General features: G+C 71.9%; 26 protein-coding genes. 14 read left to right on the top strand and 12 right to left on the bottom strand.

All coding sequences use genetic code 11. The features are described 5' to 3' along the window. Window positions 1-69: 69 nt before the first annotated feature. The 5 genes from AB3M34_RS07045 to rsgA all read left to right on the top strand — a co-directional run bounded on the left by AB3M34_RS07045 (window position 70) and on the right by rsgA (window position 6356). The gene (locus AB3M34_RS07045) at window positions 70-2169 is read left to right on the top strand and encodes a sigma-70 family RNA polymerase sigma factor (protein ID WP_370618523.1); all 2100 of its coding nucleotides are present in this window, start codon (window positions 70-72) and stop codon (window positions 2167-2169) included. A 33-nt stretch (window positions 2170-2202) separates the two neighbouring features. Continuing rightward, complete coding sequence (locus tag AB3M34_RS07040; RefSeq protein WP_370618521.1) at window positions 2203-3441, top strand: NAD(P)/FAD-dependent oxidoreductase; 1239 nt, start codon at window positions 2203-2205, stop codon at window positions 3439-3441. Window positions 3442-3488: 47 nt separating this feature from the next. Continuing rightward, a complete protein-coding gene (locus AB3M34_RS07035) occupies window positions 3489-4016 on the top strand; it encodes a DoxX family protein (protein ID WP_370618520.1) in 528 nt (175 codons plus the stop codon). Window positions 4017-4086: 70 nt separating this feature from the next. Then, the gene (gene aroA, locus AB3M34_RS07030; RefSeq protein WP_370618518.1) at window positions 4087-5361 is read left to right on the top strand and encodes a 3-phosphoshikimate 1-carboxyvinyltransferase; all 1275 of its coding nucleotides are present in this window, start codon (window positions 4087-4089) and stop codon (window positions 5359-5361) included. Beyond that, window positions 5358-6356 carry a ribosome small subunit-dependent GTPase A gene (gene rsgA / locus AB3M34_RS07025; protein ID WP_370618516.1) on the top strand — a complete coding sequence of 333 codons (999 nt, stop codon included), beginning with the start codon at window positions 5358-5360 and terminating at the stop codon, window positions 6354-6356. The genes aroA and rsgA overlap by 4 nt, the downstream gene beginning before the upstream one ends. A 16-nt stretch (window positions 6357-6372) precedes the next feature. On the opposite strand, the gene AB3M34_RS07020 is transcribed toward rsgA, so the two are convergent. Beyond that, the gene (locus AB3M34_RS07020) at window positions 6373-6870 is read right to left on the bottom strand and encodes a DUF2231 domain-containing protein (protein WP_370618514.1); all 498 of its coding nucleotides are present in this window, start codon (window positions 6868-6870) and stop codon (window positions 6373-6375) included. A gap of 56 nt (window positions 6871-6926) precedes the next feature. Between AB3M34_RS07020 and AB3M34_RS07015 the strand changes: the two genes are divergently transcribed. From AB3M34_RS07015 to AB3M34_RS06995, 5 genes are all read left to right on the top strand, one after another. Then, entirely contained in the window at window positions 6927-7835 is a 909-nt protein-coding gene (locus AB3M34_RS07015; RefSeq protein WP_370618512.1) for an inositol monophosphatase family protein, read from the top strand. A gap of 42 nt (window positions 7836-7877) precedes the next feature. Then, entirely contained in the window at window positions 7878-8693 is an 816-nt protein-coding gene (locus AB3M34_RS07010; RefSeq protein WP_370618511.1) for a hypothetical protein, read from the top strand. Between the two features lie 57 nt (window positions 8694-8750). Further along, complete coding sequence (locus tag AB3M34_RS07005; protein WP_370618509.1) at window positions 8751-9188, top strand: CBS domain-containing protein; 438 nt, start codon at window positions 8751-8753, stop codon at window positions 9186-9188. A gap of 41 nt (window positions 9189-9229) precedes the next feature. Beyond that, window positions 9230-9877 (top strand): pyridoxamine 5'-phosphate oxidase family protein, encoded by a 648-nt coding sequence (locus tag AB3M34_RS07000; protein ID WP_370618508.1) that lies wholly within the window; start codon window positions 9230-9232, stop codon window positions 9875-9877. A gap of 108 nt (window positions 9878-9985) precedes the next feature. Then, window positions 9986-10147 carry a hypothetical protein gene (locus AB3M34_RS06995; RefSeq protein ID WP_370618506.1) on the top strand — a complete coding sequence of 54 codons (162 nt, stop codon included), beginning with the start codon at window positions 9986-9988 and terminating at the stop codon, window positions 10145-10147. A 19-nt stretch (window positions 10148-10166) separates the two neighbouring features. Here AB3M34_RS06995 and gndA read toward each other — a convergent pair whose 3' ends face one another. Further along, window positions 10167-11609 carry an NADP-dependent phosphogluconate dehydrogenase gene (gene gndA, locus AB3M34_RS06990; protein ID WP_370618505.1) on the bottom strand — a complete coding sequence of 481 codons (1443 nt, stop codon included), beginning with the start codon at window positions 11607-11609 and terminating at the stop codon, window positions 10167-10169. Window positions 11610-11723: 114 nt separating this feature from the next. On the opposite strand from gndA, the gene AB3M34_RS06985 reads away from it, so the two are divergent. Next, window positions 11724-12242 (top strand): DNA polymerase ligase N-terminal domain-containing protein, encoded by a 519-nt coding sequence (locus AB3M34_RS06985; RefSeq protein ID WP_370618503.1) that lies wholly within the window; start codon window positions 11724-11726, stop codon window positions 12240-12242. A 41-nt stretch (window positions 12243-12283) separates the two neighbouring features. Continuing rightward, window positions 12284-12634: a hypothetical protein gene (locus tag AB3M34_RS06980; RefSeq protein ID WP_370618501.1), complete on the top strand. Its 351-nt coding sequence runs from the start codon at window positions 12284-12286 to the stop codon at window positions 12632-12634. Between the two features lie 4 nt (window positions 12635-12638). On the opposite strand, the gene AB3M34_RS06975 is transcribed toward AB3M34_RS06980, so the two are convergent. Both AB3M34_RS06975 and AB3M34_RS06970 read right to left on the bottom strand, forming a co-directional pair. After that, window positions 12639-15533 carry a helix-turn-helix transcriptional regulator gene (locus tag AB3M34_RS06975; RefSeq protein WP_370618500.1) on the bottom strand — a complete coding sequence of 965 codons (2895 nt, stop codon included), beginning with the start codon at window positions 15531-15533 and terminating at the stop codon, window positions 12639-12641. A gap of 83 nt (window positions 15534-15616) precedes the next feature. After that, window positions 15617-15760 (bottom strand): hypothetical protein, encoded by a 144-nt coding sequence (locus tag AB3M34_RS06970; protein ID WP_370618498.1) that lies wholly within the window; start codon window positions 15758-15760, stop codon window positions 15617-15619. A gap of 170 nt (window positions 15761-15930) precedes the next feature. On the opposite strand from AB3M34_RS06970, the gene AB3M34_RS06965 reads away from it, so the two are divergent. After that, complete coding sequence (locus AB3M34_RS06965) at window positions 15931-17931, top strand: glycoside hydrolase family 3 protein (protein ID WP_370618497.1); 2001 nt, start codon at window positions 15931-15933, stop codon at window positions 17929-17931. A gap of 72 nt (window positions 17932-18003) precedes the next feature. Here AB3M34_RS06965 and AB3M34_RS06960 read toward each other — a convergent pair whose 3' ends face one another. From AB3M34_RS06960 to AB3M34_RS06935, 6 genes are all read right to left on the bottom strand, one after another. After that, window positions 18004-18447: a glutaredoxin domain-containing protein gene (locus tag AB3M34_RS06960; protein WP_370618495.1), complete on the bottom strand. Its 444-nt coding sequence runs from the start codon at window positions 18445-18447 to the stop codon at window positions 18004-18006. A gap of 37 nt (window positions 18448-18484) precedes the next feature. Next, window positions 18485-19189 (bottom strand): DNA alkylation repair protein, encoded by a 705-nt coding sequence (locus tag AB3M34_RS06955; RefSeq protein WP_370618493.1) that lies wholly within the window; start codon window positions 19187-19189, stop codon window positions 18485-18487. An 11-nt stretch (window positions 19190-19200) separates the two neighbouring features. Continuing rightward, the gene (locus AB3M34_RS06950) at window positions 19201-19548 is read right to left on the bottom strand and encodes a hypothetical protein (protein ID WP_370618492.1); all 348 of its coding nucleotides are present in this window, start codon (window positions 19546-19548) and stop codon (window positions 19201-19203) included. A 56-nt stretch (window positions 19549-19604) separates the two neighbouring features. After that, window positions 19605-20558 (bottom strand): non-homologous end-joining DNA ligase, encoded by a 954-nt coding sequence (gene ligD / locus AB3M34_RS06945; protein ID WP_370618491.1) that lies wholly within the window; start codon window positions 20556-20558, stop codon window positions 19605-19607. Between the two features lie 41 nt (window positions 20559-20599). Further along, window positions 20600-20737, bottom strand: a complete 138-nt coding sequence (locus AB3M34_RS06940) for a hypothetical protein (RefSeq protein ID WP_370618489.1) — start codon at window positions 20735-20737, stop codon at window positions 20600-20602. A gap of 115 nt (window positions 20738-20852) precedes the next feature. Next, on the bottom strand, window positions 20853-21632 hold the full coding sequence (locus AB3M34_RS06935) for a helix-turn-helix transcriptional regulator (RefSeq protein ID WP_370618487.1): 780 nt from the start codon (window positions 21630-21632) through the stop codon (window positions 20853-20855). Between the two features lie 48 nt (window positions 21633-21680). Between AB3M34_RS06935 and AB3M34_RS06930 the strand changes: the two genes are divergently transcribed. Continuing rightward, on the top strand, window positions 21681-22115 hold the full coding sequence (locus tag AB3M34_RS06930; protein ID WP_370618485.1) for a DUF2000 family protein: 435 nt from the start codon (window positions 21681-21683) through the stop codon (window positions 22113-22115). Between the two features lie 15 nt (window positions 22116-22130). Here AB3M34_RS06930 and AB3M34_RS06925 read toward each other — a convergent pair whose 3' ends face one another. Together AB3M34_RS06925 and hutI are read right to left on the bottom strand one after the other, a co-directional pair. Beyond that, window positions 22131-22841: a class I SAM-dependent methyltransferase gene (locus AB3M34_RS06925; RefSeq protein ID WP_370618484.1), complete on the bottom strand. Its 711-nt coding sequence runs from the start codon at window positions 22839-22841 to the stop codon at window positions 22131-22133. A gap of 10 nt (window positions 22842-22851) precedes the next feature. Beyond that, on the bottom strand, window positions 22852-24000 hold the full coding sequence (hutI, locus tag AB3M34_RS06920; RefSeq protein WP_370619961.1) for an imidazolonepropionase: 1149 nt from the start codon (window positions 23998-24000) through the stop codon (window positions 22852-22854). Window positions 24001-24002: the final 2 nt, after the last annotated feature.

Below are 24002 nucleotides of genomic sequence, written 5' to 3'. Positions count from 1 at the left end.
ACGCGACTTCGCAACTTTTTCTCAGGACCTGTCTGCCGACCGCCGTTCTCGCCTACGGTGGTAGGCGCTATGGAAGACCAGACCGCTGACTCCACCGTGCCGAGCGACGCCGAGCTGATCTCGGCCGTCCGTGCCGGTGACAACGCCGCGTACGGGGTGCTGTTCGAGCGCCACCGCGACGCGGCGCAGCGGATGGCACGCCAGCTCGTCCGCGGTCCCGATGCGGACGACCTGGTCTCGGAGGCGTTCATCAAGGTCATGGACCAGCTGCGGGCCGGAGCGGGTCCGGACGTCGCCTTCCGCGCCTACCTCCTCACGGCGATCCGCCGGCTGCACATCGACCGCGTGCGCGCTCAGCAGCGCACGCAGCCGACCGACGACCTCGAGCGGTACGACAGCGGCGTGGAGTTCGACGACACGGCCGTCGCGCAGTTCGAGAACTCTGCCGCGGCCAAGGCGTTCGCGTCGCTGCCCGAGCGCTGGCAGCTGGTGCTGTGGCACCTCGACGTCGAGGGCGCCAAGCCCGCCGACATCGCCCCGATCCTCGGCATGACGGCCAACGGGGTCTCGGCCCTCGCCTACCGTGCACGCGAGGGACTCCGCCAGGCGTACCTTCAGGTCCACCTCGCCGACACGGCCGCGGAGGAGTGCCGGTGGACCACCGAGCACCTCGGTGCCTACGTCCGGCAGGGGCTCGGCAAGCGCGACAACGCCGCGGTCCGCGAGCACCTCGACGGCTGCGCGCGCTGCACCGCGGTCTACCTCGAGCTGGTCGAGGTCAACTCCGGCCTCCGCGGGCTGCTTGCGCCGGTGCTCCTCGGCACCGTCGGACTCGCGTACGTCGCCGACATCAGCGGGCAGGCCGCCGTGGGCGCGGCGTCGGGCGCGACCGGGTGGGTAGGCAGCACCGCCGGCCGCGCACGTGACTGGGTCGTGTCCGCCCCGACGCACGGCCTCGCGGCGGCGGGCGTCACGCTCGGCGTCGTCGGCGCCGCCGTGACGGGCACGCTGCTCTTCATGACGCTCGGGCTCCCCACGACTCCGAGCTCGGAGCAGGCCTCGGACACCCCGTCGCTGTCGCTGCCTGGCCCGTCGCAGCTGTCCCCCGACGACACCGCGCCGTCGGCCGCTGCACCGCCCGCGCCCCCGACCGCCGTCGTCCCGCAGGCCCTCCCGCAGGTCCTCCCCCCGGCGCCGCTCCCGTCGCAGGTGCCGGCGCCGGTGCCGGACGATCCGCCGGCAGGCGACCCGCCGGCGGACGGCCCCGTACCGGACGATCCGCGGCAGGACGAGCCTCCGGCAGACGACCCCGGCACGGACGATCCCGGCACCGACGATCCGACGCCCACCGATCCCGGGCCCACGGAGCCCACGCCGACCGAGCCGACGGAGCCACCGGTCGTGCCGAGTGCGCCGAGCGACCTCGCGATCAGCGACGAGCCCGACGGCGTGACGTTGCGCTGGTCCGCCGTGACGGGCGCCGACGGCTACCAGGTCTACCGCACCACCAGCACCACCACGGCAGCGATCGGGCGTTCGGCCGCCCTGGCCGTCTCGGGTGAGCTCGTCTCCGGGCCCACCCCGCTGACGACCACGTCCTTCGTGGACCGTGACGCCCCGAACGGAGGTCGGGTCCTGTACGAGGTGGTCGCCCGCAACGCCCACGGCGACTCCGAGGCCGCCACCCTCGGCCCGATCAGGCTGCCGAGCACCGGCATCCTCTCCGTACGCCCCATCGGCTTCGGCACGCAGTGCGTCCTCGCCGACGGTCGCGGCTCCTCCCCGGTCCGCCTGACCCGCGACTGCGGGTCCGCGACCGTCTGGCGGGTCTGGGACGACGGGAACGGCTCCGGCTGGACGACGATGCGCGCCGCCTCCGGCAACGGCGCGGGGAGGTGCATGACCTCGGCGTCCAACCCGCTCATCTCCATCGTCTCCCTCAGCGCGTGCGGGAGCACGGTGCAGCAGCAGTGGGGGCTCGATCCGTCCTTGACGACCACCCAGCAGATCGCGAGCCGCGCACGGCAGAGCCAGGTCCTCGATGCGACCACCGCCAGCCTCGGGGGTCCGCTCGTCGCCACCCTCCGCATCAACCACGGCGAGCTCGACCGCAACCAGCGGTTCACGTTCGTCCTGACCGAACCCGTCTCCGAGGCGCGCAGCCGGTAGCGCGAGCGCCTCGGCAGGCGTACGGTCGCCGTCATGGCAGACGAGACGTACGTCGTGGTCGGTGGCGGTCTGGCGGGCGGGAAGGCGGCCGAGGTCCTCCGCGAGGAGGGCTTCGAGGGCGACATCGTCCTCCTGACCGCCGAGGACCGCCCTCCGTACGAGCGGCCCGTCCTGTCGAAGGGCTATCTGCTCGGGTCGGACCCTGTGGAGTCCGCCTACGTCCACGAGTCGTCCTGGTGGGACGCGCACGACATCACCCTGCGCACGCGGACCACGGCGACCGGGCTCCGGCTCGAGGACCGGCTCGTCGAGCTCGACGACGGCACGACCCTCGGCTACGACAAGCTCCTCCTCGCCACCGGGTCGTGGCCGCGGGCCCTCGACGTCACCGGCGCGGACCTCGACGGTGTCGTCTACCTCCGCACCATGCCCGAGGCGGAGCGCATCAAGGCGATCCTCGACGCCGGCGGCCCGCTGGTCGTCATCGGCGCGGGCTGGATCGGTCTGGAGGTCGCCGCAGCCGCGCGCAGCCACGGCGTCCCCGTCACGGTCCTCGAGACCGCCGACCTGCCGCTCCAGCGAGTGCTCGGCGACCGGGTCGCCGAGGTGTTCGCGACGCTGCACCGCGAGCACGGTGTCGACCTGCGGCTCGGCACCGGGGTCGCCGAGATCCGGGGAGACGGCCACGTCGAGTCGGTGCTCACGACCGACGGTGACGAAGTGCCGGCCGCGGCGGTCCTGATCGGGATCGGCGCGACTCCGCAGTGCGAGTGGGCGCTCGCCGCGGGCCTCGCGGGTGACGGAGGGGTCGACACCGACGCCTCGATGCGGACGTCGGACCCGGCCGTGTGGGCGGCGGGCGACATCGCGGCCGCCGACAAGCCGCGCCTCGGGCGCCGGGTCCGGGTCGAGCACTGGGCGATGGCGAACGACTCCGGGCCGGTCGCCGCACGCTCGATGCTCGGGCAGGACGTCACGTACGACAAGCTGCCGTTCTTCTACACCGACCAGTACGACCTCGGCATGGAGTACGTCGGGCACGTGCTGGACCCGTCGTCGGCCGAGGTGGTCGTACGCGGCAACGCCGACAGCACCGCCGGAGGGCTCGCGTTCCACGCGTTCTGGCTGGAGGACGGCGAGGTCGGCGCGGCGATGCACGTGAACATGTGGGACGACGGCCTCGATCCGCTGAAGGCCCTCGTCGGCACCCGCGTCGATCCAGCACGCCTCGCCGACACCGGCGTACCCCTCACCGACCTCGTGTCCGACTAGTCCGAACCGTACGAAGCCCCGAGAAGCACCGAGAGGAACCGGATTCCATGACCCTGCTGCGCATCGCCGCCCGTCCGCTGCTCGCCTCGATGTTCGTCTACGGCGGAGTCAACGCGCTCCGCAACGCCCCCGCGATGGCTGCCCGCGTGCAACCGGTCACCGACCGCATCGCCGAGCTCGTGGAGTCGGTCGCACCAGGAGTGCCCATCCCGACCGATGCCGAGTCGATGGTGCGGATCAACGGCACCCTTCACGTCGCGTTCGGGACGACGCTGGCACTCGGTCGCTTCCCGCGCCTGTCTGCGCTGGTCCTGGCAGGCACCATGCTCCCGACGACCGTCGCGGGCCACCCCTTCTGGAAGGAGTCCGACCCGGCGATGGTCGCCAACCAGAAGATCCACTTCACGAAGAACCTCTCCATCCTGGGCGGCCTCCTCATGTCGATGCTCGACCCCGACCCCCACAAGAAGCTGCTCGCGCGACGCGCGAAGGACAAGGTGGTCCAGGTCTCCGAGGCCGCGCAGGAGACGCTGCAGGACACGGCGTCGCACCTGCGGGACGCACTCCCCGGCTGATGCAGGCACCGGCCGCCTTCGTACGGCGTCGGCCATGCCGGAGACGGGTGAACCGATAGGCTCGGGTGCGATGACGTCACCACTGTGGGCTGCCCCTTTCCGTCCCGACCCCGTCGACGCGACCGTGTCGCTGCTCGGGTCGAAGTCGCAGACGAACCGCGTCCTGATCCTGTCCGCGCTGGCCGACGGGCCCTCGCGCGTGAGCCGCCCGCTGGTCTCTCGCGACACGGTGCTGATGGCCGACGCCCTGCGCTCGCTGGGCGCGTCCGTCATCGAGGACGGTGACGGCTGGACGGTGACTCCTGCGGCGTGGGGAGAGCGGCAGGCGCCGGTCACGATCGACGTGGGGCTGGCCGGCACCGTCATGCGCTTCGTGCCGCCGGTCGCCGCCCTGGTCGACGGCGACGTCGAGGTCGACGGCGACGAGTACGCCCGTCAGCGTCCGATGTCCACGACGATCAGCAGCCTCCGTGCCCTCGGAGTCACGATCGACGACGACGCCCGCGGCACGATGCCGTTCACGGTCCGCGGCTCCGGACGCGTCCTCGGCGGTGCGGTCACGATCGACGCGTCCGCGTCCAGCCAGTTCCTGTCCGCGCTGCTTCTCGCCGGAGCGCGCTACGACGAGGGCATCGACGTGCGTCACGAGGGCCCGCCCGTCCCGTCGATGCCGCACGTGCGGATGACCCTGACCGAGCTCGCACGACGTGGCGTCTCCGTCGAAGCGGGCTCGGAGCGCTGGGTGGTCGAACCCGGCCCGATCGCCGCGTACGACTGCGCGATCGAGCCCGACCTGTCCAACGCCGGCGCGTTCGTCGCCGGTGCCCTCGTCACCGGTGGGCGGGTCCGCGTCCGCCACTGGCCGCTCGAGACCGACCAGCCCGGTGACCGCTGGCGCGAGATCGCACAGGCCTTCGGGGCCGAGGTGCACATCGACGGCGACGACCTGCTGGTGGTGGCTCCTGACACGCTGCGCGGGGTCCGGCTCGACCTGCGCGACGAGGGAGAGCTCACTCCTGTCGTCGCCGCGGTCGCCGCGGTCGCGGCGGGTCCCTCCACGCTCACCGGCATCGCCCACCTGCGGGGTCACGAGACCGACCGGCTCGCCGCGCTCACCGCCGAGATCACCCGGATGGGCGGAGAGGTCGACGAGCACGCCGACGGACTCACCATCCACCCACGACCGCTGCACGCCGCGGACCTGGAGACGTACGCCGACCACCGGATGGCCCACGCCGCAGCCGTGCTGGGACTCGCCGTCAAGGGCGTCCAGGTCCACGACATCGCGACGACGGCGAAGACCTACCCGGGCTTCGAGCAGGACTGGCAGCGGTTCGCGTCGTGACGCAGCGCTACGACGAGGACCGGCCGCACGAGCGGTTCGACCGTCCCCGCCGCCACACGCGTCCTCGCACGAAGGAGCGCCCGTCGTACGACGACGCCGACTCGGGCTGGGTCATCGGGGTCGACCGCGGCCGGTACACGCTGCTCGTCGGCGACGACGAGCGCGCGGTGACGGCGATGAAGTCGAGGCCGCTGGGTCGCAAGGCGGTCGTGGTCGGAGACCGCGTCCGCGTCGTCGGTGACACGACCGGCAGGCCGGACACGCTCGCCCGCATCGTCGAGGTCGAGGAGCGCACGACGGTCCTGCGTCGTACCGCCGACGACAACGACCCGATCGAGCGCGTGATCGTCGCGAACGCCGACCAGATGGTGGTCGTGGCGGCACTCTCCGACCCCCCGCCGCGGCCGCGGCTGATCGACCGCTGCCTCGTCGCCGCGTTCGACGCCGGCATGACGCCGCTGGTGTGCCTCACGAAGGCCGACCTGGGCGACCCGTCCGCGCTGGTGGAGGCACTCGTCCCGCTCGAGGTGGACGTCGTCGTCACGGAGCGTGGCGGCGACCTCGAGATGGTCCGCGAGCGACTCCGCGGGCGTACGAGCGTGCTCGTCGGACACTCCGGCGTCGGCAAGTCCACGCTCGTGAACGCCCTGGTCCCCGACGCCGATCTCGCGACCGGCGACGTCAACGTGGTCAGCCGTCGCGGCCGGCACACCTCCACGTCGACGCGCGTCCTCCCGCTCCCGTTCGGCGGATGGATCGTGGACACGCCGGGGATCCGCAGCTTCGGACTCGCGCACGTGTCCGTCGAACGCCTGCTCGCCGCCTTCCCGGACCTCGCCTCCGCGGCGCGCGACTGCCCACGCGGGTGCCTCCACACCGCCGAAGAACCCGAGTGCGCCCTCGACGTGGCCGCGGCGGAGGGGCAGCTCGACGCGTCCCGGGTCGACTCGTTCCGCCGGCTCCTCGCGAGCCGCGAGGGCAACGACCTCACCTGACGCAGCACGCGGCCGGTCAGGTGCGGAGGCACTCCTCCAGCGACTCGGTCTCGCCGGCCGCCAACCCGGTGGCGCACCACACCGCGCGCGAGCCGCGGTCGCCGGTCTCGTACGTCAGCCATGCCGCGGTGACGCCGGAGATCGCGAGCAGCACCGCCATCACGGTCGCGGCGACCCCCGCCGTGCGTGACACGACGATCGCCGCGATCACGGCCAGCACCGCGAGCACGATCGTGGCGTACAGCAGCCGCTCACCCCACGTCTGGTGCACGTCGATCGCCGCCGCGATCTCGCCGCCGAGCTCGAGGTTCGCCTTGAGGTCTTCGCCCGACTGCACCGTCGCGTACGTGGCGCCGGCGGTCAGGACCGCGAGGACGGCGATCGGCCACCGCAGCGCCCACCGCCACCGCGGCACGAGGAACGCGAGGGTCAGCAGCGCCGTCACCGGCACCAGCACGATCGGTGCGTGGAGGAACAGGGGATGCATCGGGACACCGTCGATGAAGTCGAACATGCGCCCTCCTTCCGGACGCGGTCCATCCTAGGGCCGCGAACCTCTACTGTGGGGCCATGGCGCACTCCCACCACGACGATCTCCGGCTCTGCCACGTGCTCGCCGACAACGCCGACGCGATCTCGATGGAGAAGTTCCGGACCGCAGACCTCGTGGTCTCGACCAAGCCCGACGCGACCTGGGTGACGGAGGCCGACCAGGCCGTCGAGCACGCGATCCGGCGGACGCTGCGCAACGCCCGCACCCGCGACATCGTGCTCGGCGAGGAGAACGGCGAGCAGGTCGGCACCGTCGAGGACGCCACCCGCCGCTGGATCATCGACCCCATCGACGGCACCTCCAACTACGTGCGCGGCGTGCCGGTCTGGGCGACGCTCATCGCGCTCGCCGTCGAGGACGAGGTCGTGGCGTCCTGCGTGTCCGCGCCCGCGCTCGGCCGGCGCTGGTGGGCGTCGAAGGGCGGCGGCGCGTACGTGGGCAAGTCGCTGATGTCGGCCACCCGCCTCCAGGTCTCCAAGGTCGACCGCATCGACGACGCGTCGCTGGCGTACGCCTCGCTCGGAGGCTGGGAGGAGATCGGCAAGCTCGAGAGCTTCCTCGCCCTCACGCGCCGATGCTGGCGGACGCGCGGCTACGGCGACTTCTGGTCCTACATGCTGCTCGCCGAGGGCGCCGTCGACATCGCCGCCGAGCCCGAGCTCGCGCTGTGGGACATGGCGGCGCTCGACCCGATCGTCCGCGAGGCTGGGGGCACCTTCACGGCCCTCAACGGGCAGCCCGGACCGTGGCACGGCAACGCGCTCGCCACGAACTCGATGCTGCACGACGCGGCGATGGCCTACCTCGGCTACTTCCCCGACAACGAGCCGTACGACGAGCGCGACGACGCCCCGGACACGGTCGGCGCGTCGCCCGCTCCGACCAACGTCACCGACCTGGCCGCCCACCGCCGTTCCGACTCCTGATCCGAGCGCTCGGCGGGCAGCCCCGTCGGTAGGATCGGCGCCATGTCCACTCCGACGCCCCCGTCCTCGCCCGAGCCCGGTCGCCCTGCCGGTTCCGATCCGGCTCCGTCGTACGGTCAGCCCGCGCCCGGGCAGCCGTCCTACGGGCAGCCGCCGCAGTACGGACAGCCCTCGTTCGGGCAGGAGCAGCCGCAGTACGGAGGACAGCCGCAGTACGGCTCCTACGGTCAGCAGCCCGCGCAGTACGACCCCTACGCCGCCGGTCTGCCGCAGGCGAGCTATCCGATCCCGAACGATCCCGACGCCCGTCCGGTGACCGTGACGATCGCGGCCTGGACGGCGATCGTGATGTCCGCGCTCACCGCGCTCGGGTGGGTGCTGATCGGCGCGCTGGCCGGCGTGATCATCGAGGAGATGCGCCAGAACCCGGGCGAGTACGACCTCAGCGCGAGCGACCTCGACGTGCTGGACGACAACATGCCCGGCGTGTACGTCGCCGTCGTCCTGTGCGTCCTTGCCTGCCTCGCCGCCGTCGCGCTCGGTGTCCTGGTGCTCCGTCGGGCGGGCTGGGCACGGATCGCGCTGACGGTGCTCTCCGGCGTGACGATCCTGCTCGGGTTCGTCATGATCCTGTCGGTCATCTCGCTGCTGTGGGCCGCGGCCGGCATCGCGGTCGTGGTGCTGCTGTTCACCGGTGGGGCCAATGCGTGGTTCTCGCGCAGCACACCGGGGTGGGACACCCCGTACCCCGGCGGCAGCGCGTACGGGGCCGCCGGCCCGTACGGGCCGCCCGGTCAGCAGCCCGGTCAGCAGCCCGGTCAGTCCTACGGGCAGCAGGGTCCGCCTCAGGGGTGGTGAGCGTGACCGGTGTCACGCTAGGTTGACCCCATCGTCCGCGTCCGAGGGGGTCCCACGATGAAGGTCAGCGACGTCATCACGTCCAAGGGCAGCACCGAGGTCTTCACGATCGGGCCCGACGCTCCGGTCTCCGAGCTCCTCGACGAGCTGGGTGAACGCAACATCGGTGCCCTCGTCGTCAGCGACGACGGCACCCACGTCCTCGGGATCGTGTCGGAGCGCGACGTCGTGCGCAAGCTCCGTGGCATCGCCGACCCGACGACGGAGCGGGTGTCGTCGATCATGACGGCCGACGTCCACACCTGCACGCCCGACGACTCGATCACGGCGATGCTCGAGATCATGACCAACGAACGCATTCGCCACGTCCCGGTGATCGACGAGGACGAGGCGCTGGTCGCGCTCCTGTCGATCGGCGACGCCGTGAAGTTCCGGATGCAGCAGCTGCAGTTCGAGCGCGACCAGCTCAACGAGTACGTCGCCTCCGCCCGATAGTCGGCTGCGGGGCGGGGGCCGGCGTCCCTAGGATGCGAGCCATGCCCTCGTCCGACTCACCCCGCACCCAGGTCACCCGTCTCGCCGAGAAGCAACGGCACGACCGTCGCGCGCTCGACCAGCTGCTCGACTCGTCTCGGGTGTGCCACGTCGCGGTGGTCGTCGACGGTGCGCCCGTGGTGCTTCCGACGGCCTTCGCACGAGACGGCGACACGCTCCTCATCCACGGCTCCACCGGATCCCCCTGGATGCGGACGGTCGCCGAGGGAGGCCCGGTGTCCGTCGCGGTGACGGCCCTGGACGGGATCGTCGTGGCCCGTTCGGCCTTCGAGTCGTCGTTGCGCTACCGCAGTGCCGTGCTGTTCGGTGCCGCGACTCCTGTCCCGGACGACCGCCAGGGCGCTGCGCTGGACCTGCTCACCGAGGCACTGGTCCCCGGGCGTGCCGCGGAGGTGAGGCCGTCGACGCGACGTGAGCTCGCGGCGACCATGGTGCTGGCGCTGCCGATCCGACGCTGGTCGCTCAAGGTGTCCGACGGCTGGCCGGACGACGAGACCGTGGACGTCGCCGGCCCGGCATGGGCGGGCGTGGTGCCGCTGCGCGAGGTCGCCGGGGAGCCGCAGCCGGCGCCCGACCTGCGCGACGGCATCCCGGTGCCCCCGTCGGTGATCCGGGTGTCGGAGCGCTGAGACCGCTGGCTGTTCGCTCGTGAACTGAGGCACGGAGTGGTTGGGGCGTCCTCGACGGGGTACTCCCCCTGCATCGAGCCTATCCATGCGAGGACGGGGGTGTGGAGCATGGAGCACAAGGACGCCTTGTCGGTCGAGGAGGCCGCGACGTCGTACGAGGTTCGCGAGCGCCGCGCGCGGAAGATGACCGCCTACGTCGTCGCCGCAGGCGCGGCTGCGATCGTTGCCGTCGTCGCGCTGGGACTCGCGGGAGTCGAACCGATCCAGTGACCTCGTCGACGGGCGGGCCTCAGTCTGCGCTCTGCTCCGTGCGCCCCTCGGCCCACAGGGTGTGGAAGGTGCCTTCCTTGTCGACACGACGGTAGGTGTGCGCGCCGAAGTCGTCGCGGAGGCCCTGGATGAGGGCGGCGGGAAGCCGGTCGGCACGCAGTGCGTCGAAGTAGGCGAGGGACGACGCGAAGGCCGGCGCTGGGACGCCGGTGCGGGCCGCGATCGCGACCACACGCCGCCAGGACTCCAGCCCGGCCTGCACTGCATCGACGAAGTACGGCGCGACCAGCAGCGTGGGCAGGTCGGGATCGGCGTCGTACGCCTCCCGGATCCGGTCGAGGAACCGCGCGCGGATGATGCAGCCGCCGCGCCAGATCGTCGCCATCGCGCCGGGGTCGACCGCCCACCCGTACTCCTTGCTCCCGGCCTGGATCTCGTCGAAACCCTGCGCGTACGCGACCACCTTCGACGCGTACAGCGCGCGCCGGACGTCTTCGGTGAACGCGTCGGCGTCGTCAGGCCGCCAGGCGGTGTCGGCGTGCGCGTCCGGATACGCGGCGCGGGCGGGCTCGCGCTGCTCCGCGTGCCCGGAGACCGACCGCGCGAACGTCGCCTCGGCGATCCCGGTGACCGGCACGCCGAGGTCGAGGGCGGTCTGCACGGTCCAGCGACCGGTGCCCTTCTGCTCCGCCTGGTCGAGCACCACGTCGACGAACGCGTGCCCGGTCTCCGCGTCGGTGTGGCCGAGCACGTCGGCGGTGATCTCGATGAGGTACGACTCGAGATCGCCCTCGTTCCACTGGCCGAAGATCTCCGCGATGCGGGCGGGCTCAGCGCCGAGACCGTGGCGGAGGAGGTCGTACGCCTCGGCGATCAGCTGCATGTCGGCGTACTCGATGCCATTGTGGACCATCTTGACGAAGTGGCCGGCGCCGTCCGGTCCGACGTGCGTGCAGCACGGGGTGTCGTCGACCTGGGCTGCGATCGCCTCGAACATCGGGCCGAGGGTCGCGTACGACTCGACCGACCCGCCGGGCATGATGCTCGGGCCGTTGAGCGCGCCCTCCTCGCCACCGGACACGCCCGCTCCGACGAAGTGCAGTCCCTTGTCGCGCAGCGCGGCCTCGCGTCGTCGCGTGTCGGCGAAGTGGGCGTTGCCGCAGTCGATGATGATGTCGCCCTCGTCGAGGAGCTCGGCCAGCTCGTCGATGACGGCATCGGTCGGCTCCCCCGCCTTGACCATGATGATGATCGGCCTCGGGCGTTCGATCGAGTCGACGAAATCGCGCATCCCCTCCGACGGCAGGAACGTACCTTCGTCGCCGTGCTCCTCGACGAGCTTCTGAGTGCGGGCGTAGGTGCGGTTGTGCAGAGCGACGGGATAGCCGTGGCGCGCGAGGTTGCGAGCCAGGTTGCGGCCCATCACGGCCAGTCCGGTCACTCCGATGCGGGCCTGAGTCACGTGATCTCCTCGTCGTCGTCCGGTCTCCCCAGCCGAGGGCGACCGCCACCTCTCGACCCTAAGCCCGGGCCGCGTCGCCGCGCAGGCGGCGCCGCTCGGCGCTACCGTGCCGGAGTGCCGCAGTCTGCGCCTGTCTACGTCTGCCAACGTCACCGCGCGACGGCCCTCCACTTCGACCTCCGCCTCGAGATCGACGGCGTCCTCGTCTCGTGGGCGGTCCCGAAGGGTCCGTCGCCGGATCCCGCTCAGAAGCGGCTCGCCGTGCGCGCCGACGACCACGACCTCGCGCACGCCGGCTACGAGGGTGCCTACGAGCGTGCGGGCAGGAAGGTCGGGAGCGTCGTCGTGTGGGACATCGGGACGTTCGAGCACCGCACCCGGCGGGGTGGGGAGCCCCTCCGCGCGAGCCAGGCCCTGGCGGACGGACACCTCGTCGTCGTCCTGCACGGGCAGAAGCTGGTGGGACCGTACGCACTGACGCGGACCAGCGCGCCGGGTCCGAAGGAGCAGTGGATCCTCGTCAAGATGCGCGGACCGGGAGTCGAGGAAGGAGCCGAGCCCGCCCGAGACCAGCTCGCCTCCGTCCTCACCGGTCTCACGAACGACGACCTCGAGCGCGCCTGGCGTGCGTGATCCCACCTGCGCGGGACGGCCTGCAGGGCGACGATGACGTCATGGCGACCTACGAGGTGAACCCGGCCGGCGTCGCGAAGGCGCGGGCCCTCATCGACGCGCGGCAGTACGTGCTCGACAGCGACTGGGGCGACGTCCAGCCGAGCGCGGCGGACGAGAACGCGTTCCTGGAGAGGCACACGTGGGAGGAGTACGCGCAATGGTTCCTCGGCCTCACGGTCGGGCCCTCGGACGAGAGCAAGGCAGGGTACGCGTTCGTGTACGGGGATTTCCGCCGCATCCACCGCACGGGTCTCATCGCCGTCGTCTATCGTGCCGCCGAGTGGCGCCACAAGGACGTCGAGCTCGCGGCCCACGAGCTGCTCCAGCACCTCGACGCGACGTCGGGGTAGCGGCTCAGACGCGCTGACGCCGAGCGATCGCCGCGGCCTCGGTGCGGGTGGACGCGCCCAGCTTCGCGAGGATGTTGGAGACGTGCACCGAGACGGTCTTGGTGCTGATGAAGAGCAGGGTCGCGATCTCGCCGTTCGTACGGCCCTCGACGAGGTGGTCGAGCACCTCGCGCTCGCGGGCGGTCAGCGGCTTCTCGCCGGGCTGGGGCGCCGGCGCGCTCACGGTGACCGTGCGGGGAGAGCCACCGCCCGCACCGCTGCCGAGGAACGGCTCGAGGCGCCGGAGGAGCGGTTGCGCCCGCAGTGCGAGCGCCTTGTCGTGGGCGGCGTCCGCGGCGGCCTTAGCTCCTGGGACGTCACCGGACGCATGGAGCACCTCAGCGAGGCGGGAACCGGAACGGGCCTCCTCGTAGGGGTCGCCGAGGGCGGCGAAGTTCTTGAGTGTGGCCTGCCACGAGTCGAGGAGGGTTGCGAGCTCGGTCTCCGCACCGGCGTACCAGCGGAGCCGGAGGATCTCGGCGTCCAGGCGTTGGCTCCATGCATCGCCCTCGATGCCGAACGGCCCGCGCTCGGCGATGGCGCGGTCGGCGTCGGCGCGCAGCTCGTGCGCTCGATCCACCCACGCGGCCCGCTCCGTCGTCGAGGTGTGGGCGGCATCGTCGGCGAACCGTGCGACGAGAAGCGCTCCCATCCTGAGGCGAGCCGGCGGGAACGGCCCGGCCCAGTCCTTGGCGAGCGTGGCGACGAGCTCGTCGTGCCAGACCGCGGCCGCGGAGGCGTCGGACGCGAGGTCGATCGCCGCCGTACCGCTGTGGATGGCGAGCGCGATGTCCTTCGGCCAGAAGTCGCGCAGGCGACGCACGGTCGCAAGCCTGTCGCGCTCGCCGCGACCGGCGTGCACCAGCAGGCCGACCGCCTCCAGGCACGCCGCGTGCACCGACGGCGGCCGCAGCGCGGTGATGTCGACGAGCTCCTCGACGAGGTCCCAGCGGCCCCGGTGGTAGGCCGTCACCGCGGCGAAGAAGCGACCGTCGAATCCGTAGGGAGCCCACTGTCGACCCGCGTCGGCCGCGGTGCGCATGGCACCGAGGAACTCGCGCTCGGCGCGGTCGAGATCGCCGCGCTCGTAGTAGTGGAAGGCCAGGTGGTGACGGGCGCGCAGCTCGGCGACGACGTTGCCGGCCCCTCGCGCCGTCTCGGCGACGTCGTGGAAGCGGCGCTCGTCGCCACCCGGGTCGTCACCGATCCGGGATCGGGCGCGAGCCTTCGTGGCGGACGCGTCAGCGACGACCCGGGTGAGCCCGAGCCGTTGGCCGAGCGTGATCGCCTGCGTGGCCCAGCGGATCGCGTCGTCGAAGCGGCGGTCGTTGGCGGCGACCTGGGCAGCCAGGGCCTCGAGCGACGCGCGCAGTGCTGTCGGCTGCTCGGGCACGACGGCGAACGCCTGCTCGACCGCCTGCACCGGCTCGACGAGGCGGTCGGCGAGAAGCGCCGCCGTGCCGTACGCGACGAGCAGTCGGCCGCGCTCCTCGTCCGACAGGTCGCGTGGAGCGTCCTGGAGGTGGTCGTCGATGAGCTTCCAGGCACGCCGGACGTATCCGGAGGCGGTGAGCGCCTCGCTCGCGGCGATGACGAGGTCGACGACGTCGGTGCCGTCGGGCGCCGAGCCCGCGACGCTCAGCGCGCGCTCGTAGTGCTGGGCTGCCTCGTCGTGGCCGGTCACGCGGGTCGCCTGCTCGGCCGCCTGCACGCTCGCCGTGAACGCCACGTCGGGCATCTGCGCCTCGAAGGCGTGACGGGCGACGTCGGCGGAGTCGCCGTTGTCGAGGAGGGCACGCACGTAGGCCGCGTGGATGCGTCGGCGCTCGGCGGGGAGCAGGTCGTCGCGCACCACCTCTGCGAGGAGCGCGTGCCGGAAGGCGTAGCCGTCGCTGCGGGTGCGCGTCAGGATGCGGTGGTCGAGCGCGCCGCGGAGGGCCTCCTCGATCGTCGCCGCGGGGAGGTCGACGACCGCGTCCAGCAGGCCGTCGCTGACCTGGCCACCCGCGCAGGCCACCGCACGGATCACCTGACGCCCGGCGTCGTCGAGCCGGTCGAGGCGCACGAGCATGAGGTCGGACAACGTCGACGGGAGCGGGCCTGCCTGGTCGTCGACGTCGATCAGCTCCTCGACGATGAACGCGTTGCCGGCGGCTCGGCGCACGATCGCCGTCACGTCGGAGTCGCCGATGCCGGCGGTCGCCCGCGTGCGTACGAGCTCGCGTACGTCGTCGTCGGCCAGCGGCCCGAGCTCGAGGCGCTGGACCCCCGGCAGCCGGCTCCACTCGGCGACGTCGGGCCGCAGCGGGTGACGGCGGTGCAGGTCGTCGCTGCGGTAGGACACGACGAACCGGACGGGCCCCTCGTAGCGCTGGGCCAGGACGTAGCGGATCAGGTGGCGGGTGGAGGCGTCTGCCCAGTGGGCGTCCTCGACGACGAGAAGGACCGGTCGGCTCGCGGCGAGGACCTCGAGCGCGGCGACCACCGACGAGAACAGCTCGCCCCGGTCGACGCCGGCGCCGTCCACGGCTCCCCACATCAGGGGACCCAGCGGCGGCAGGGCCTCGGAGATCGCCTGTCGGGTCGGCGGGTCGAGACCGACCAGGACCTCGGCGAACGGCTGGAACGGGATGGCGCTGTCGCCGAGGTCGAGGCAGTGCCCGGCGAGGACGTGGTGACCGTCGTCGGCAGCACGGGAAGCGAGCTCACGCAGCAGCCGCGTCTTGCCGATGCCGGCGTCGCCGCTCAGGAGGACACCCCCGCGGGCCTCCGGATCGCCGACGCCGGTCGTCAGCAGCAGCCGCTCGAGCTCGACCTCGCGTCCGACGAGCGGCTCGGTCGTGGTCCAGTCGGAGGGCATGACCCCATCGTCTCGCACACCACCGACAGGAGCCCAGTGCATTACCCCGTCGCCGGGGCTGCGTCGCGCGGCGTCGTCGGTCGTCATCCCGCGGCGTGGGGCGCTGCCGCGCGGGAGCCTCCGAGCCGGCGACGACGACGGGCGGTGCGGTGCCTCGCGCTCGGGTGCGCCTGCTCGATACGGCGGTCCATCTCGTACTTCACGTAGTACTCCGGCATCACGATCATGAATCGATCGTCGTCGTCTGAGGTAGCTGGGCTCATCGGGTGATGTCCCTAGGCCGTCGATCGGCGTACCTCAGATCTGCGGGTCGGCCGCTACCCCTTGCCATTTGTTGCGGCGTACGCAATATTCGGAGGGCGGGTATGACGTAGATCACATTCGAACGGAGGACTCCATGAAAGTCGCACGTCGAAGCAGAGACACCTCGCCCCGCCCGACCTTCCACCGGGCCACCCTCGTCGTCGGAGCCGCGGCCGCGCTCGTCACGGGACTCGCCGTGGTCGGCGCGAGCGCCGCGCCGGCCACCCTCGACACCACGGCAGCCGGCAAGCAGTCCGGCACGCCGGCCTACCTCAACGCACGTCTGTCGACCGAGCGACGTGTCGACGATCTCCTCTCCCGCATGACCCTGGCCGAGAAGATCGGGCAGATGACCCAGGCCGAGCGAGCCAACGCCACGCCCGAGGACGTCACCGAGCTCGGTCTCGGCAGCATCCTGTCGGGCGGCGGGTCCGTCCCGGCGGACAACACCCCCGAGGGCTGGGCCGACATGGTCGACGCCTACCAGGACGGCGCCCTCGCCGGCCGCCTCGGGATCCCGGTCCTGTACGGCGTGGACGCCGTCCACGGCCACGCGAACCTCTACGGCGCGACGGTCTTCCCGCACAACATCGGCCTCGGCGCGACCCGCGACCGCAGGCTGGTCGAAGAGGTCAACCACATCACGGCCAAGGAGACCCGGGCGACGGGTCCGCAGTGGAACTTCGCACCGTGCCTGTGCGTCGTACGCGACGACCGGTGGGGTCGGACCTACGAGAGCTTCGGCGAGTCGCCCGACCTGGTCTCTCGGCTCTCCGTCGCGGTCCGCGGCCTGCAGGGACGTCGTGGCGAGCTCGACGACCGCGACCGCGTGCTCGCGACGCCCAAGCACTTCGCCGGAGACGGCCTCACGACGTACGGCACCCCGACCGGCGACTACACCGTCGACCAGGGCATCTCCATCGTGAGCCGGCAGGAGTTCGCCCGGCTCGCGCTCGCTCCCTACTGGCCGGCGATCCAGAAGTACGACGCCGGGTCCGTCATGCCGTCGTTCTCGTCCGTGGACTGGACCGAGGACGGCGTCGGCAACCCGGTCAAGATGACCGCCAACCGGCAGCTGCTCACCGGCGTGCTCAAGCGGCGGATGGGCTTCGACGGCCTGGTCATCAGCGACTGGGAGGCGATCCACCAGCTCCCCGGCGACTGGAACACCCAGGTCCGGACAGCCGTCAACGCGGGCGTGGACATGGCGATGGAGCCGGCGCAGTTCCGCCAGTTCATCACCGCCCTGACCGAGGAGGTCGAGGCAGGACGCGTCTCGCGGGCACGCATCAACGACGCCGTGCGCCGCATCCTCACCGCGAAGTTCGAGCTGGGACTGTTCGAGAAGCCGTACACCGACCGACGCAACATCGACAAGGTCGGCAGCGCCGCACACCGCAAGGTGGCCCGCGAGGCCGTCGCCGAGTCGCAGGTGCTCCTCAAGAACCGTGGCGGGGTGCTGCCGCTGTCGAAGAAGGCTCCCGTGTACGTCGCGGGCAGCAACGCGGACAACATCGGCAACCAGGCGGGCGGCTGGACGCTGACCTGGCAGGGCGGCTCGACCAACGTGATCCCGGGCACGACGATCCTCGAGGGGATCGACGACGCCTCGCGGCGCAACGTGACCTTCAGCGAGACGGCGTCCACGCCCGTGCCGAGCAACGCGACCGGTGTCGTCGTCGTGGGCGAGACGCCGTACGCGGAGGGCTTCGGTGACGTCGGCGGTCCGCGGTGGGCCTACGACCCGGGCGACAACGGCGTCCCGAGGCCGGTGAAGGACATGTTGCTGTCCGCCGCCGACCAGCAGGCCGTCGACACCGTCTGCACGCAGGCCGCCGAGTGCGTCGTGATCGTGGTCTCCGGACGACCGCTGGAGATTCCGCCGGCGCTGCTGTCGAAGATCGACGGTCTCGTCGCCGGGTGGCTCCCCGGCAGCGAGGGCGACGGCGTCGCTGACGTGCTCTTCGGCAAGAAGCGCTTCACCGGAAAGCTTCCGGTGACGTGGCCGCGCACGGTCGACCAGGAGCCGATCAACGTCGGCGACGCGGACTACGACCCGCTCTACCCGTACGGCTTCGGGCTCTCGACCCGATAAGGACCAGGGGCCGTCGCCCGCGCCCCCGACGTAGGCGGCGGACCCTGCACCACCCGCTCCGCGTGCCTCGTGTCAGGACCTGCCCGACGCGAGGCACGCGGAGCGCACCACGGCAGGATCGGGGTTCACGACCGCCACTCCGTCGAGCACGACCGTCGGGACGGTCTCGTCACCGCCCGTCGCGGCGCGCACCGCGGCGGCGCCGTCCGGATCGGCCCAGATGTTGACCCAGCGCGCCTCGCGGCCGCGTCGTCCCAACCGGAGCCGCAGCCTGAGGCAGAAGCGGCAACCGGGTCGCCAGTAGACGATCGGCCTGCCGTCGCCCGCGCTGCGACGCTGCGCCTCCTGGGCCGGGAGCGATCGCGGGAAGACCAGTGGCGACAGGGCCAGTCCCAGCGCGGCGAGCACGAGGCCCTCGGCGATCGCGAGTCCTGCCTCGCCGGCGTACGCCAGCACTCCGACGAGCAGGCCTCCAGCGACCCAGATCCGAACGGCGACCGACCAGCTGCGCGTCATCGTACGAGCGTATGCCGTCGCCGCGAGGAGCGAGCCGTCAGGTCAGCTCGGTGCGACCGAGGTAGGCGGAGCGTTCCGCCTTGTCGAGCTTCTCGATCGCGGCGCGCAGCATCGCGCGCGGCATCGTCGCGGCGCGCTCGTCGAGGAACTCCCGCAGCGCCGCAGGGTCGACGTCGCCGGCGTAGCGCAGCATCCACCCGGCGCCCTTGTGGACGAGATCCTCCGGGTCGTCGAGGAGCAGGCGGGTGATCGCGAACGTGTCCGCGACCTCACCACGCCGGATGAAGGCGGCAGTCGCGACCACCGCCGTACGCCGCTCGGGCCACACGGCCGACCGTGCCAGTGTGTACAGCGGCTGGCGAGGACGGTCGAGGAGCCAGCTCCCGACGACCTGGTAGGCGACCAGGTCGACGAGGTCCCAGGAGTCGATCCGGTCGTGGCGGCGCAGGCAGAGGTCGTAGAGCTGCTCGTGCCGCTGCTCGGCGACACGCTTCTGCGTCGCAGCCTTGCCCATGATCGAGCACCCCCCGACGCGGACCTCGTGCACGTCGTGGTCGAGCAGGACCTCGATCTCCTGGACGGGCATCGCGAGGTGCTCCTTGGCGAGCGCGAAGACCGATCCCATCCGTACGCCGGCGAACGAGTCGTCGCCGGGGAAGAACCGCTCGTACTTCACCTTCTGCTCGCCGGTCGCCATCGGGAGCAGCCGGGCGATGAACGCCGCGGCGGTGAGATCGGCCACGCGCCTCGCCGTCAGTCGCGTCGGGGTTCGTCGGAGGAGGTGGTCCAGGCCAGCTTCTCGTCGACCTCGACGTGGTTGCCACTGGGCGTGGTCGAGTAGGTGCCGACGATGTCGTCGGAGGAGTCGGAGCCTGGGGTCACCTTGTCGGCCACCTTGTGGGCCGCCTCGGAGACCTTGTCCTTGACCACCGGAGCCTGGTCCTTGATGGTCTCGCCCGCCTTGGCGACCCCGCTCTGCACGGGCTGGCTGCCCATCAGCTTCTTGGTCTGCGCCACGATCTGGTCGTAGCGGCCTCGGCCCGCCCTGGCTCCGAGCACGTATCCCGCACCTGCGGCGATGAGGAGAGACGTCTTGCGCATGAGGGTTCCTCTCGGTGGGTGACTGGAAACCTCGACGCTAGCGCGCTTGCGGGCGGTCAGCCACCCTCGTCGGGCGGCGTCTCGGCGCCCTCGGCCTCGTCGCGGTCCGCCCACTCCAGGAGCGGGGCGATCGAGAACACCGCGTCGTCGATGCCTGCGTGCAGGTCACCGAGCTCGGCGAAGCGCGTGGGCATCGTCGCGATGGTCATCTCGGCCGGCTCGACGTCGTCGACCTCGTCCCAGCGGATGGGGGCCGAGACACGGCCGTCGGGAACCCCGCGTACGGAGTAGGCCGCCGCGATCGTGTGGTCGCGGGTGTTCTGGTTGTAGTCGACGAACAGCTTCGCGGGGTCGCGGTCCTTGCGCCACCACGTGGTCGTCACGTCGTCCGGGACGCGGCGCTCGACCTCGCGCGCGAACGCCAGCGCGGCGCGGCGTACGTCGGAGAAGCCGTGCTCGGGGGTGATCCGCACGTAGACGTGCATCCCCGAGCCGCCGGACGTCTTGGGCCAGCCGACCGCGCCGAGCTCGTCGAGGATCTCGTGGGCGACGTGGGCAACCCGACGGACCGTGGCGAAGTCGCAGGCCGGGCCCGGGTCGAGGTCGATGCGCCACTCGTCCGGCTTCTCGGTGTCCGCGCGCCGCGAGTTCCACGGATGGAACTCGACCGTCGACATCTGCACGGCCCAGATCACGCTCGCGAGCTCGGTGACGCACAGCTCGTACGCGTGGCGGCCGTAGCGCGGGAACTCCACCCGCACGGTCTCCAGCCACGGCGGGGCGCCGGCCGGGACCCGCTTCTGATGGACCTTCTTCTCGGCGACGCCCTTCGGGAACCGGTGCAGCATGCAGGGGCGTTCGCGCAACGCGTTGACGATGCCGTCACCGACGGCGAGGTAGTAGTGGACGAGGTCGAGCTTGGTCTCTCCCCGCTCCGGGAAGTAGACCCGGTCGGGGTTGGAGACGCGGACGTCGCGGTTGCCTACCTCGACCTCGACCGCGTCGCCCATGCGGTGCATCCTTGCACGGACGACGCGGTCGCGGGGGTCGCTCAGCGGCGCGAGGCGCGGCGCCGACGGAGCCGCGGGCTACGCACGTACTCGGCCCGACGGTCGTCGCCCAGGACCGGGATCCGCTCGATACGGTGGTTCATCTCGACGGGAACGGTGCTCTCGGGATCGATCAACATCAGGGTCTCCTTCGCTCGTCCTGATGCCTCAACCCTCGTCGTCTGAGGTAGCGCCCCACATCAGGCGGGCACCCTAGATCTGGCACCCAGGGGCCTTAGGTCACCGGCGTGCGCCTTAGGCGCGGTGGAACGAGCCCGGCGTCGCGCCGAGGATCCGGCGGAAGTGGCGGGTCAGGTGCGCCTGGTCGTGGAACCCTGCGGCGACCGCGGCGTCAGCGACCGTGTGGCCGTCGAGGATCATGCGGCGGGCGAGGTCGACGCGGCGGCTCGTGAGGTAGCGGTGCGGCGCCATCCCGTAGGCCCGGGAGAACGAGCGGACGAGGTGGCTGGGGTGAGCGCCAAGGAGGAGGGATGCCTGCTCCAGGCTCACGCCCTCGGCGACCGAGGCGTCGAGGAGGTCGCGCAGCCGACGGGCCAGCGGAGCGTCGGCCGCCGTCGACGGGGGCGTCCCGTGGAGGTGCTCCCGCAGGCCGTCGTGGACCCGTACGAGCTCGGACTCGGCCTCGAAGCTGTCTCCGTCGCCGAGGGCGCGGTGGACGTGCCGCACCCCCTCGGCGAGCCCAGGGCGTACGACCGTCGGCCGGTCGACGCTGTGCCCGATGGCGTCGTGCGGCAGCCAGGACTCGTCGAGGTAGAGGACCCGCTTGCGGAACGCACGCCCCTCTCGCGCCGTGCGGCCGTCGTGCGGCACGTGAGGCGGCAGGAGTGTCACGGTCGTCGGCTCCGCGGTGTGCGGGTGCCGGTCGAGGTCGTACGCCACCGCGCCCGCGTCGATCAGCAGGACCGCCCAGTCGCCGTGGGTGTGGCTCGGATAGGCGTGCTCGGTGAACTCGGCGTGCAGCACCTCGCGCAGGTGCGGCACGTCCGGACGCCATGCACGGACCCGGTCGGCCATGCAAAGAACGTACAAGACCGGGCGGCACCGCCGATCGAGGATGGAGCCATGACCACCGTGCTGGAACCCTCCGTCCGCTTCGACACCAAGATCGCGATCGTCCTGCGCGACGACCTCCTCCCCTGGCAGGAGCTCAACGTGACGGCCTTCCTCGTCAGCGGCATCGCGACCCGGCAGGAGGGCCTCGTCGGCGAGCCGTACGAGGACGGGGACGGGCAGCGGTACCTGCCGATGATGCGGCAGCCGATGCTCGTGTTCACCGCGGACGCGGCCGTCCTGCGCTCCGCCCACGCCGCCGCGCTGCGCCGCGGGATGCCGATGTCGATCTACACCCGCGACCTGTTCGCCACCGGGCACGACGAGGCCAACCGCGCCGCCGTCCGGGCCGTGGCGACCGGCGAGCTCGACCTCGTCGGGATCGCCGTCCACGGACCGCGCAACGCCGTCGACAAGACCGTCAAGGGCGCGCGCCTGCACGCGTGACGTGCCGTCGCCAGCTCAGACGAACGCCTTCGTGGCGCGGACGACGTAGTTCTTGGGCATCCCGCTCGCGGTGTACTGCCACCGCAGCTCCAGCCGGGCGAACAGGCCCGACAGGACGTACGCCGTCACCCGCGACGCTGCGAGGAAGGGGCCGACCAGCAACCGCCGCCGCAGCGAGTGGCCCTTCGCCCTCGGCAGCACGCGATGCATCAGCTCCAGCTGGTAGGCGACCGTGCCGAAGTAGCCCTCGAGCCAGCTGACGCTGACCTCGTCGAACCCGGCGTCGGCGAAGAGCTTCGCCAGCGCGAACTGCGTGTAGCGGAAGTAGTCGTAAGGCTGCTGGTGCTCCGGGTAGAACAGCGGCGCGGAGAGCAGGATCTGGCCGCCTGGGGCGAGGACCCGGTGCAGCTCGACGAGTGCGTCGGCGGGGCTCTCGAGGTGCTCGAGGACCTGGTTGCACAGGATGCGGGCGAAGCGTCCGTCCTCGACCGGGATGTCGGTGAGGCTGCACACGTAGTCCAGCGGCGTGTAGCGGGTGCCGAGCTGCGCGAAGTCCGCCGTCTCGTACCGGGCGTGGGCGAAGAGGCGCCGGTACTGCCCGTGTCCTGCTCCCGCGTCGAGGACCAGCGCGCCGGCGGGAGTCGCCTTCGCGAAGGCGCGGTTGACGCGCAGGAGGCGGACGCGCGACGTGTTGATGAGCCAGGGACGCCTGCGCCGCTTCGCCATGGCGGTCACGCTAGTGCGCCGAGGTGACCGTGCGCGAGACCAACGGCACACCGGGCCGGTAGGCGAGGTGAACGGCCGACGGAGCATCGAGCACCACCAGGTCGGCGCGTGCGCCGATGCGCAGATGGCCGACGTCGTCACGGCGCAGCGACGCGGCACCACCGACGGTCGCCGCACGGAGCGCCTCGTACGGGGTCATCCCCATCTCCCGCACCGCGAGGGCGATGCAGAACGGGATCGACGACGTGTAGCTGCTGCCGGGGTTGCAGTCGCTCGCGAGTGCGACCGTGACACCGGCGTCGAGGAGGCGGCGCGCGTCGGGGTACGGGTGGCGGGTGGAGAACTCGACGCCCGGCAGGAGCCCCGCGACGGTGCCGGAGCCGGCGAGCGCGGCCACGTCGGCGTCGGCGAGGTAGGTGCAGTGGTCCACCGCTGCGGCACCCAGCTCGCAGGCGAGCCGCACGCCCGGCCCGTACGACAGCTGGTTGGCGTGGACGCGCAGCCCCAGGCCTGCGGCGCGTCCGGCGGTGAGAATCGTCCGCGCGGCATCGGCGTCGAACGCCCCCGTCTCGCAGAACACGTCGATCCACCGCGCACGAGGAGCGCACGCCTCGAGCATCGGGCCGGTGACCAGCGCGACGTACGCCTCGGGGGTGGTGCCGTCGGGGACGACGTGCGCGCCGAGGTACGTCGTCTCGGCGGTGTGCCGGGACGCGATCGCGAGCGAGCGTGCTTCGTCCGCGACCGAGAGGCCGTAGCCGCTCTTGATCTCGACCGTCGTCGTCCCCTGACGGCGCATCTCGGCGACCAATCGGCGTACGTTCGCGTCGAGTGCCTCGTCGGTGGCGGCGCGCGTGGCGGTGACGGTGGTGCGGATGCCGCCGGCGGCGTACGGGCGGCCTCCCATCCGCGCCTCGAACTCGGCCGCGCGGTCCCCGGCGAAGACGAGGTGGCTGTGGGAGTCGACGAAGCCCGGGACGACCGCTGCCCCCGCGACGTCGAGCACCTCGTCGGCGGCGGGCGCGCCCACGGCGTCGCCGACCCAGGTGACCTCGCCGTCTGCCAGCGCCAGCGCTGCGTCGCGGCGGACCGGCCGCTCGTCGTCCCACGTGACGAGCTCGCCGATGTTCGTGACGAGCAGGCTTCCCCGTCCCTCCACGC

The organism is Mumia sp. Pv4-285 (assembly GCF_041320275.1).
In the GTDB taxonomy this organism is placed as follows: Bacteria; Actinomycetota; Actinomycetes; order Propionibacteriales; family Nocardioidaceae; genus Mumia; species Mumia qirimensis.
Note: the sequence above shows the minus strand (reverse complement) of the source record. Positions and strands in the feature narration are given on the sequence as shown.

Bases quoted from the DNA above. Each gene is read 5' to 3' on its own strand.
- AB3M34_RS07045 (WP_370618523.1), top strand. From the start codon at position 70: ATGGAAGACCAGACCGCTGACTCCACCGTGCCGAGCGACGCCGAGCTG.
- AB3M34_RS07040 (WP_370618521.1), top strand. From the start codon at position 2,203: ATGGCAGACGAGACGTACGTCGTGGTCGGTGGCGGTCTGGCGGGCGGG.
- AB3M34_RS07035 (WP_370618520.1), top strand. From the start codon at position 3,489: ATGACCCTGCTGCGCATCGCCGCCCGTCCGCTGCTCGCCTCGATGTTC.
- aroA (WP_370618518.1), top strand. From the start codon at position 4,087: ATGACGTCACCACTGTGGGCTGCCCCTTTCCGTCCCGACCCCGTCGAC.
- AB3M34_RS07020 (WP_370618514.1), bottom strand. From the start codon at position 6,870: ATGTTCGACTTCATCGACGGTGTCCCGATGCATCCCCTGTTCCTCCAC.
- AB3M34_RS07015 (WP_370618512.1), top strand. From the start codon at position 6,927: ATGGCGCACTCCCACCACGACGATCTCCGGCTCTGCCACGTGCTCGCC.
- AB3M34_RS07010 (WP_370618511.1), top strand. From the start codon at position 7,878: ATGTCCACTCCGACGCCCCCGTCCTCGCCCGAGCCCGGTCGCCCTGCC.
- AB3M34_RS07005 (WP_370618509.1), top strand. From the start codon at position 8,751: ATGAAGGTCAGCGACGTCATCACGTCCAAGGGCAGCACCGAGGTCTTC.
- AB3M34_RS07000 (WP_370618508.1), top strand. From the start codon at position 9,230: ATGCCCTCGTCCGACTCACCCCGCACCCAGGTCACCCGTCTCGCCGAG.
- AB3M34_RS06995 (WP_370618506.1), top strand. From the start codon at position 9,986: ATGGAGCACAAGGACGCCTTGTCGGTCGAGGAGGCCGCGACGTCGTAC.
- AB3M34_RS06980 (WP_370618501.1), top strand. From the start codon at position 12,284: ATGGCGACCTACGAGGTGAACCCGGCCGGCGTCGCGAAGGCGCGGGCC.
- AB3M34_RS06975 (WP_370618500.1), bottom strand. From the start codon at position 15,533: ATGCCCTCCGACTGGACCACGACCGAGCCGCTCGTCGGACGCGAGGTC.
- AB3M34_RS06970 (WP_370618498.1), bottom strand. From the start codon at position 15,760: ATGATCGTGATGCCGGAGTACTACGTGAAGTACGAGATGGACCGCCGT.
- AB3M34_RS06965 (WP_370618497.1), top strand. From the start codon at position 15,931: ATGAAAGTCGCACGTCGAAGCAGAGACACCTCGCCCCGCCCGACCTTC.
- AB3M34_RS06960 (WP_370618495.1), bottom strand. From the start codon at position 18,447: ATGACGCGCAGCTGGTCGGTCGCCGTTCGGATCTGGGTCGCTGGAGGC.
- AB3M34_RS06950 (WP_370618492.1), bottom strand. From the start codon at position 19,548: ATGCGCAAGACGTCTCTCCTCATCGCCGCAGGTGCGGGATACGTGCTC.
- ligD (WP_370618491.1), bottom strand. From the start codon at position 20,558: ATGGGCGACGCGGTCGAGGTCGAGGTAGGCAACCGCGACGTCCGCGTC.
- AB3M34_RS06940 (WP_370618489.1), bottom strand. From the start codon at position 20,737: ATGTTGATCGATCCCGAGAGCACCGTTCCCGTCGAGATGAACCACCGT.
- AB3M34_RS06935 (WP_370618487.1), bottom strand. From the start codon at position 21,632: ATGGCCGACCGGGTCCGTGCATGGCGTCCGGACGTGCCGCACCTGCGC.
- AB3M34_RS06930 (WP_370618485.1), top strand. From the start codon at position 21,681: ATGACCACCGTGCTGGAACCCTCCGTCCGCTTCGACACCAAGATCGCG.
- AB3M34_RS06925 (WP_370618484.1), bottom strand. From the start codon at position 22,841: ATGGCGAAGCGGCGCAGGCGTCCCTGGCTCATCAACACGTCGCGCGTC.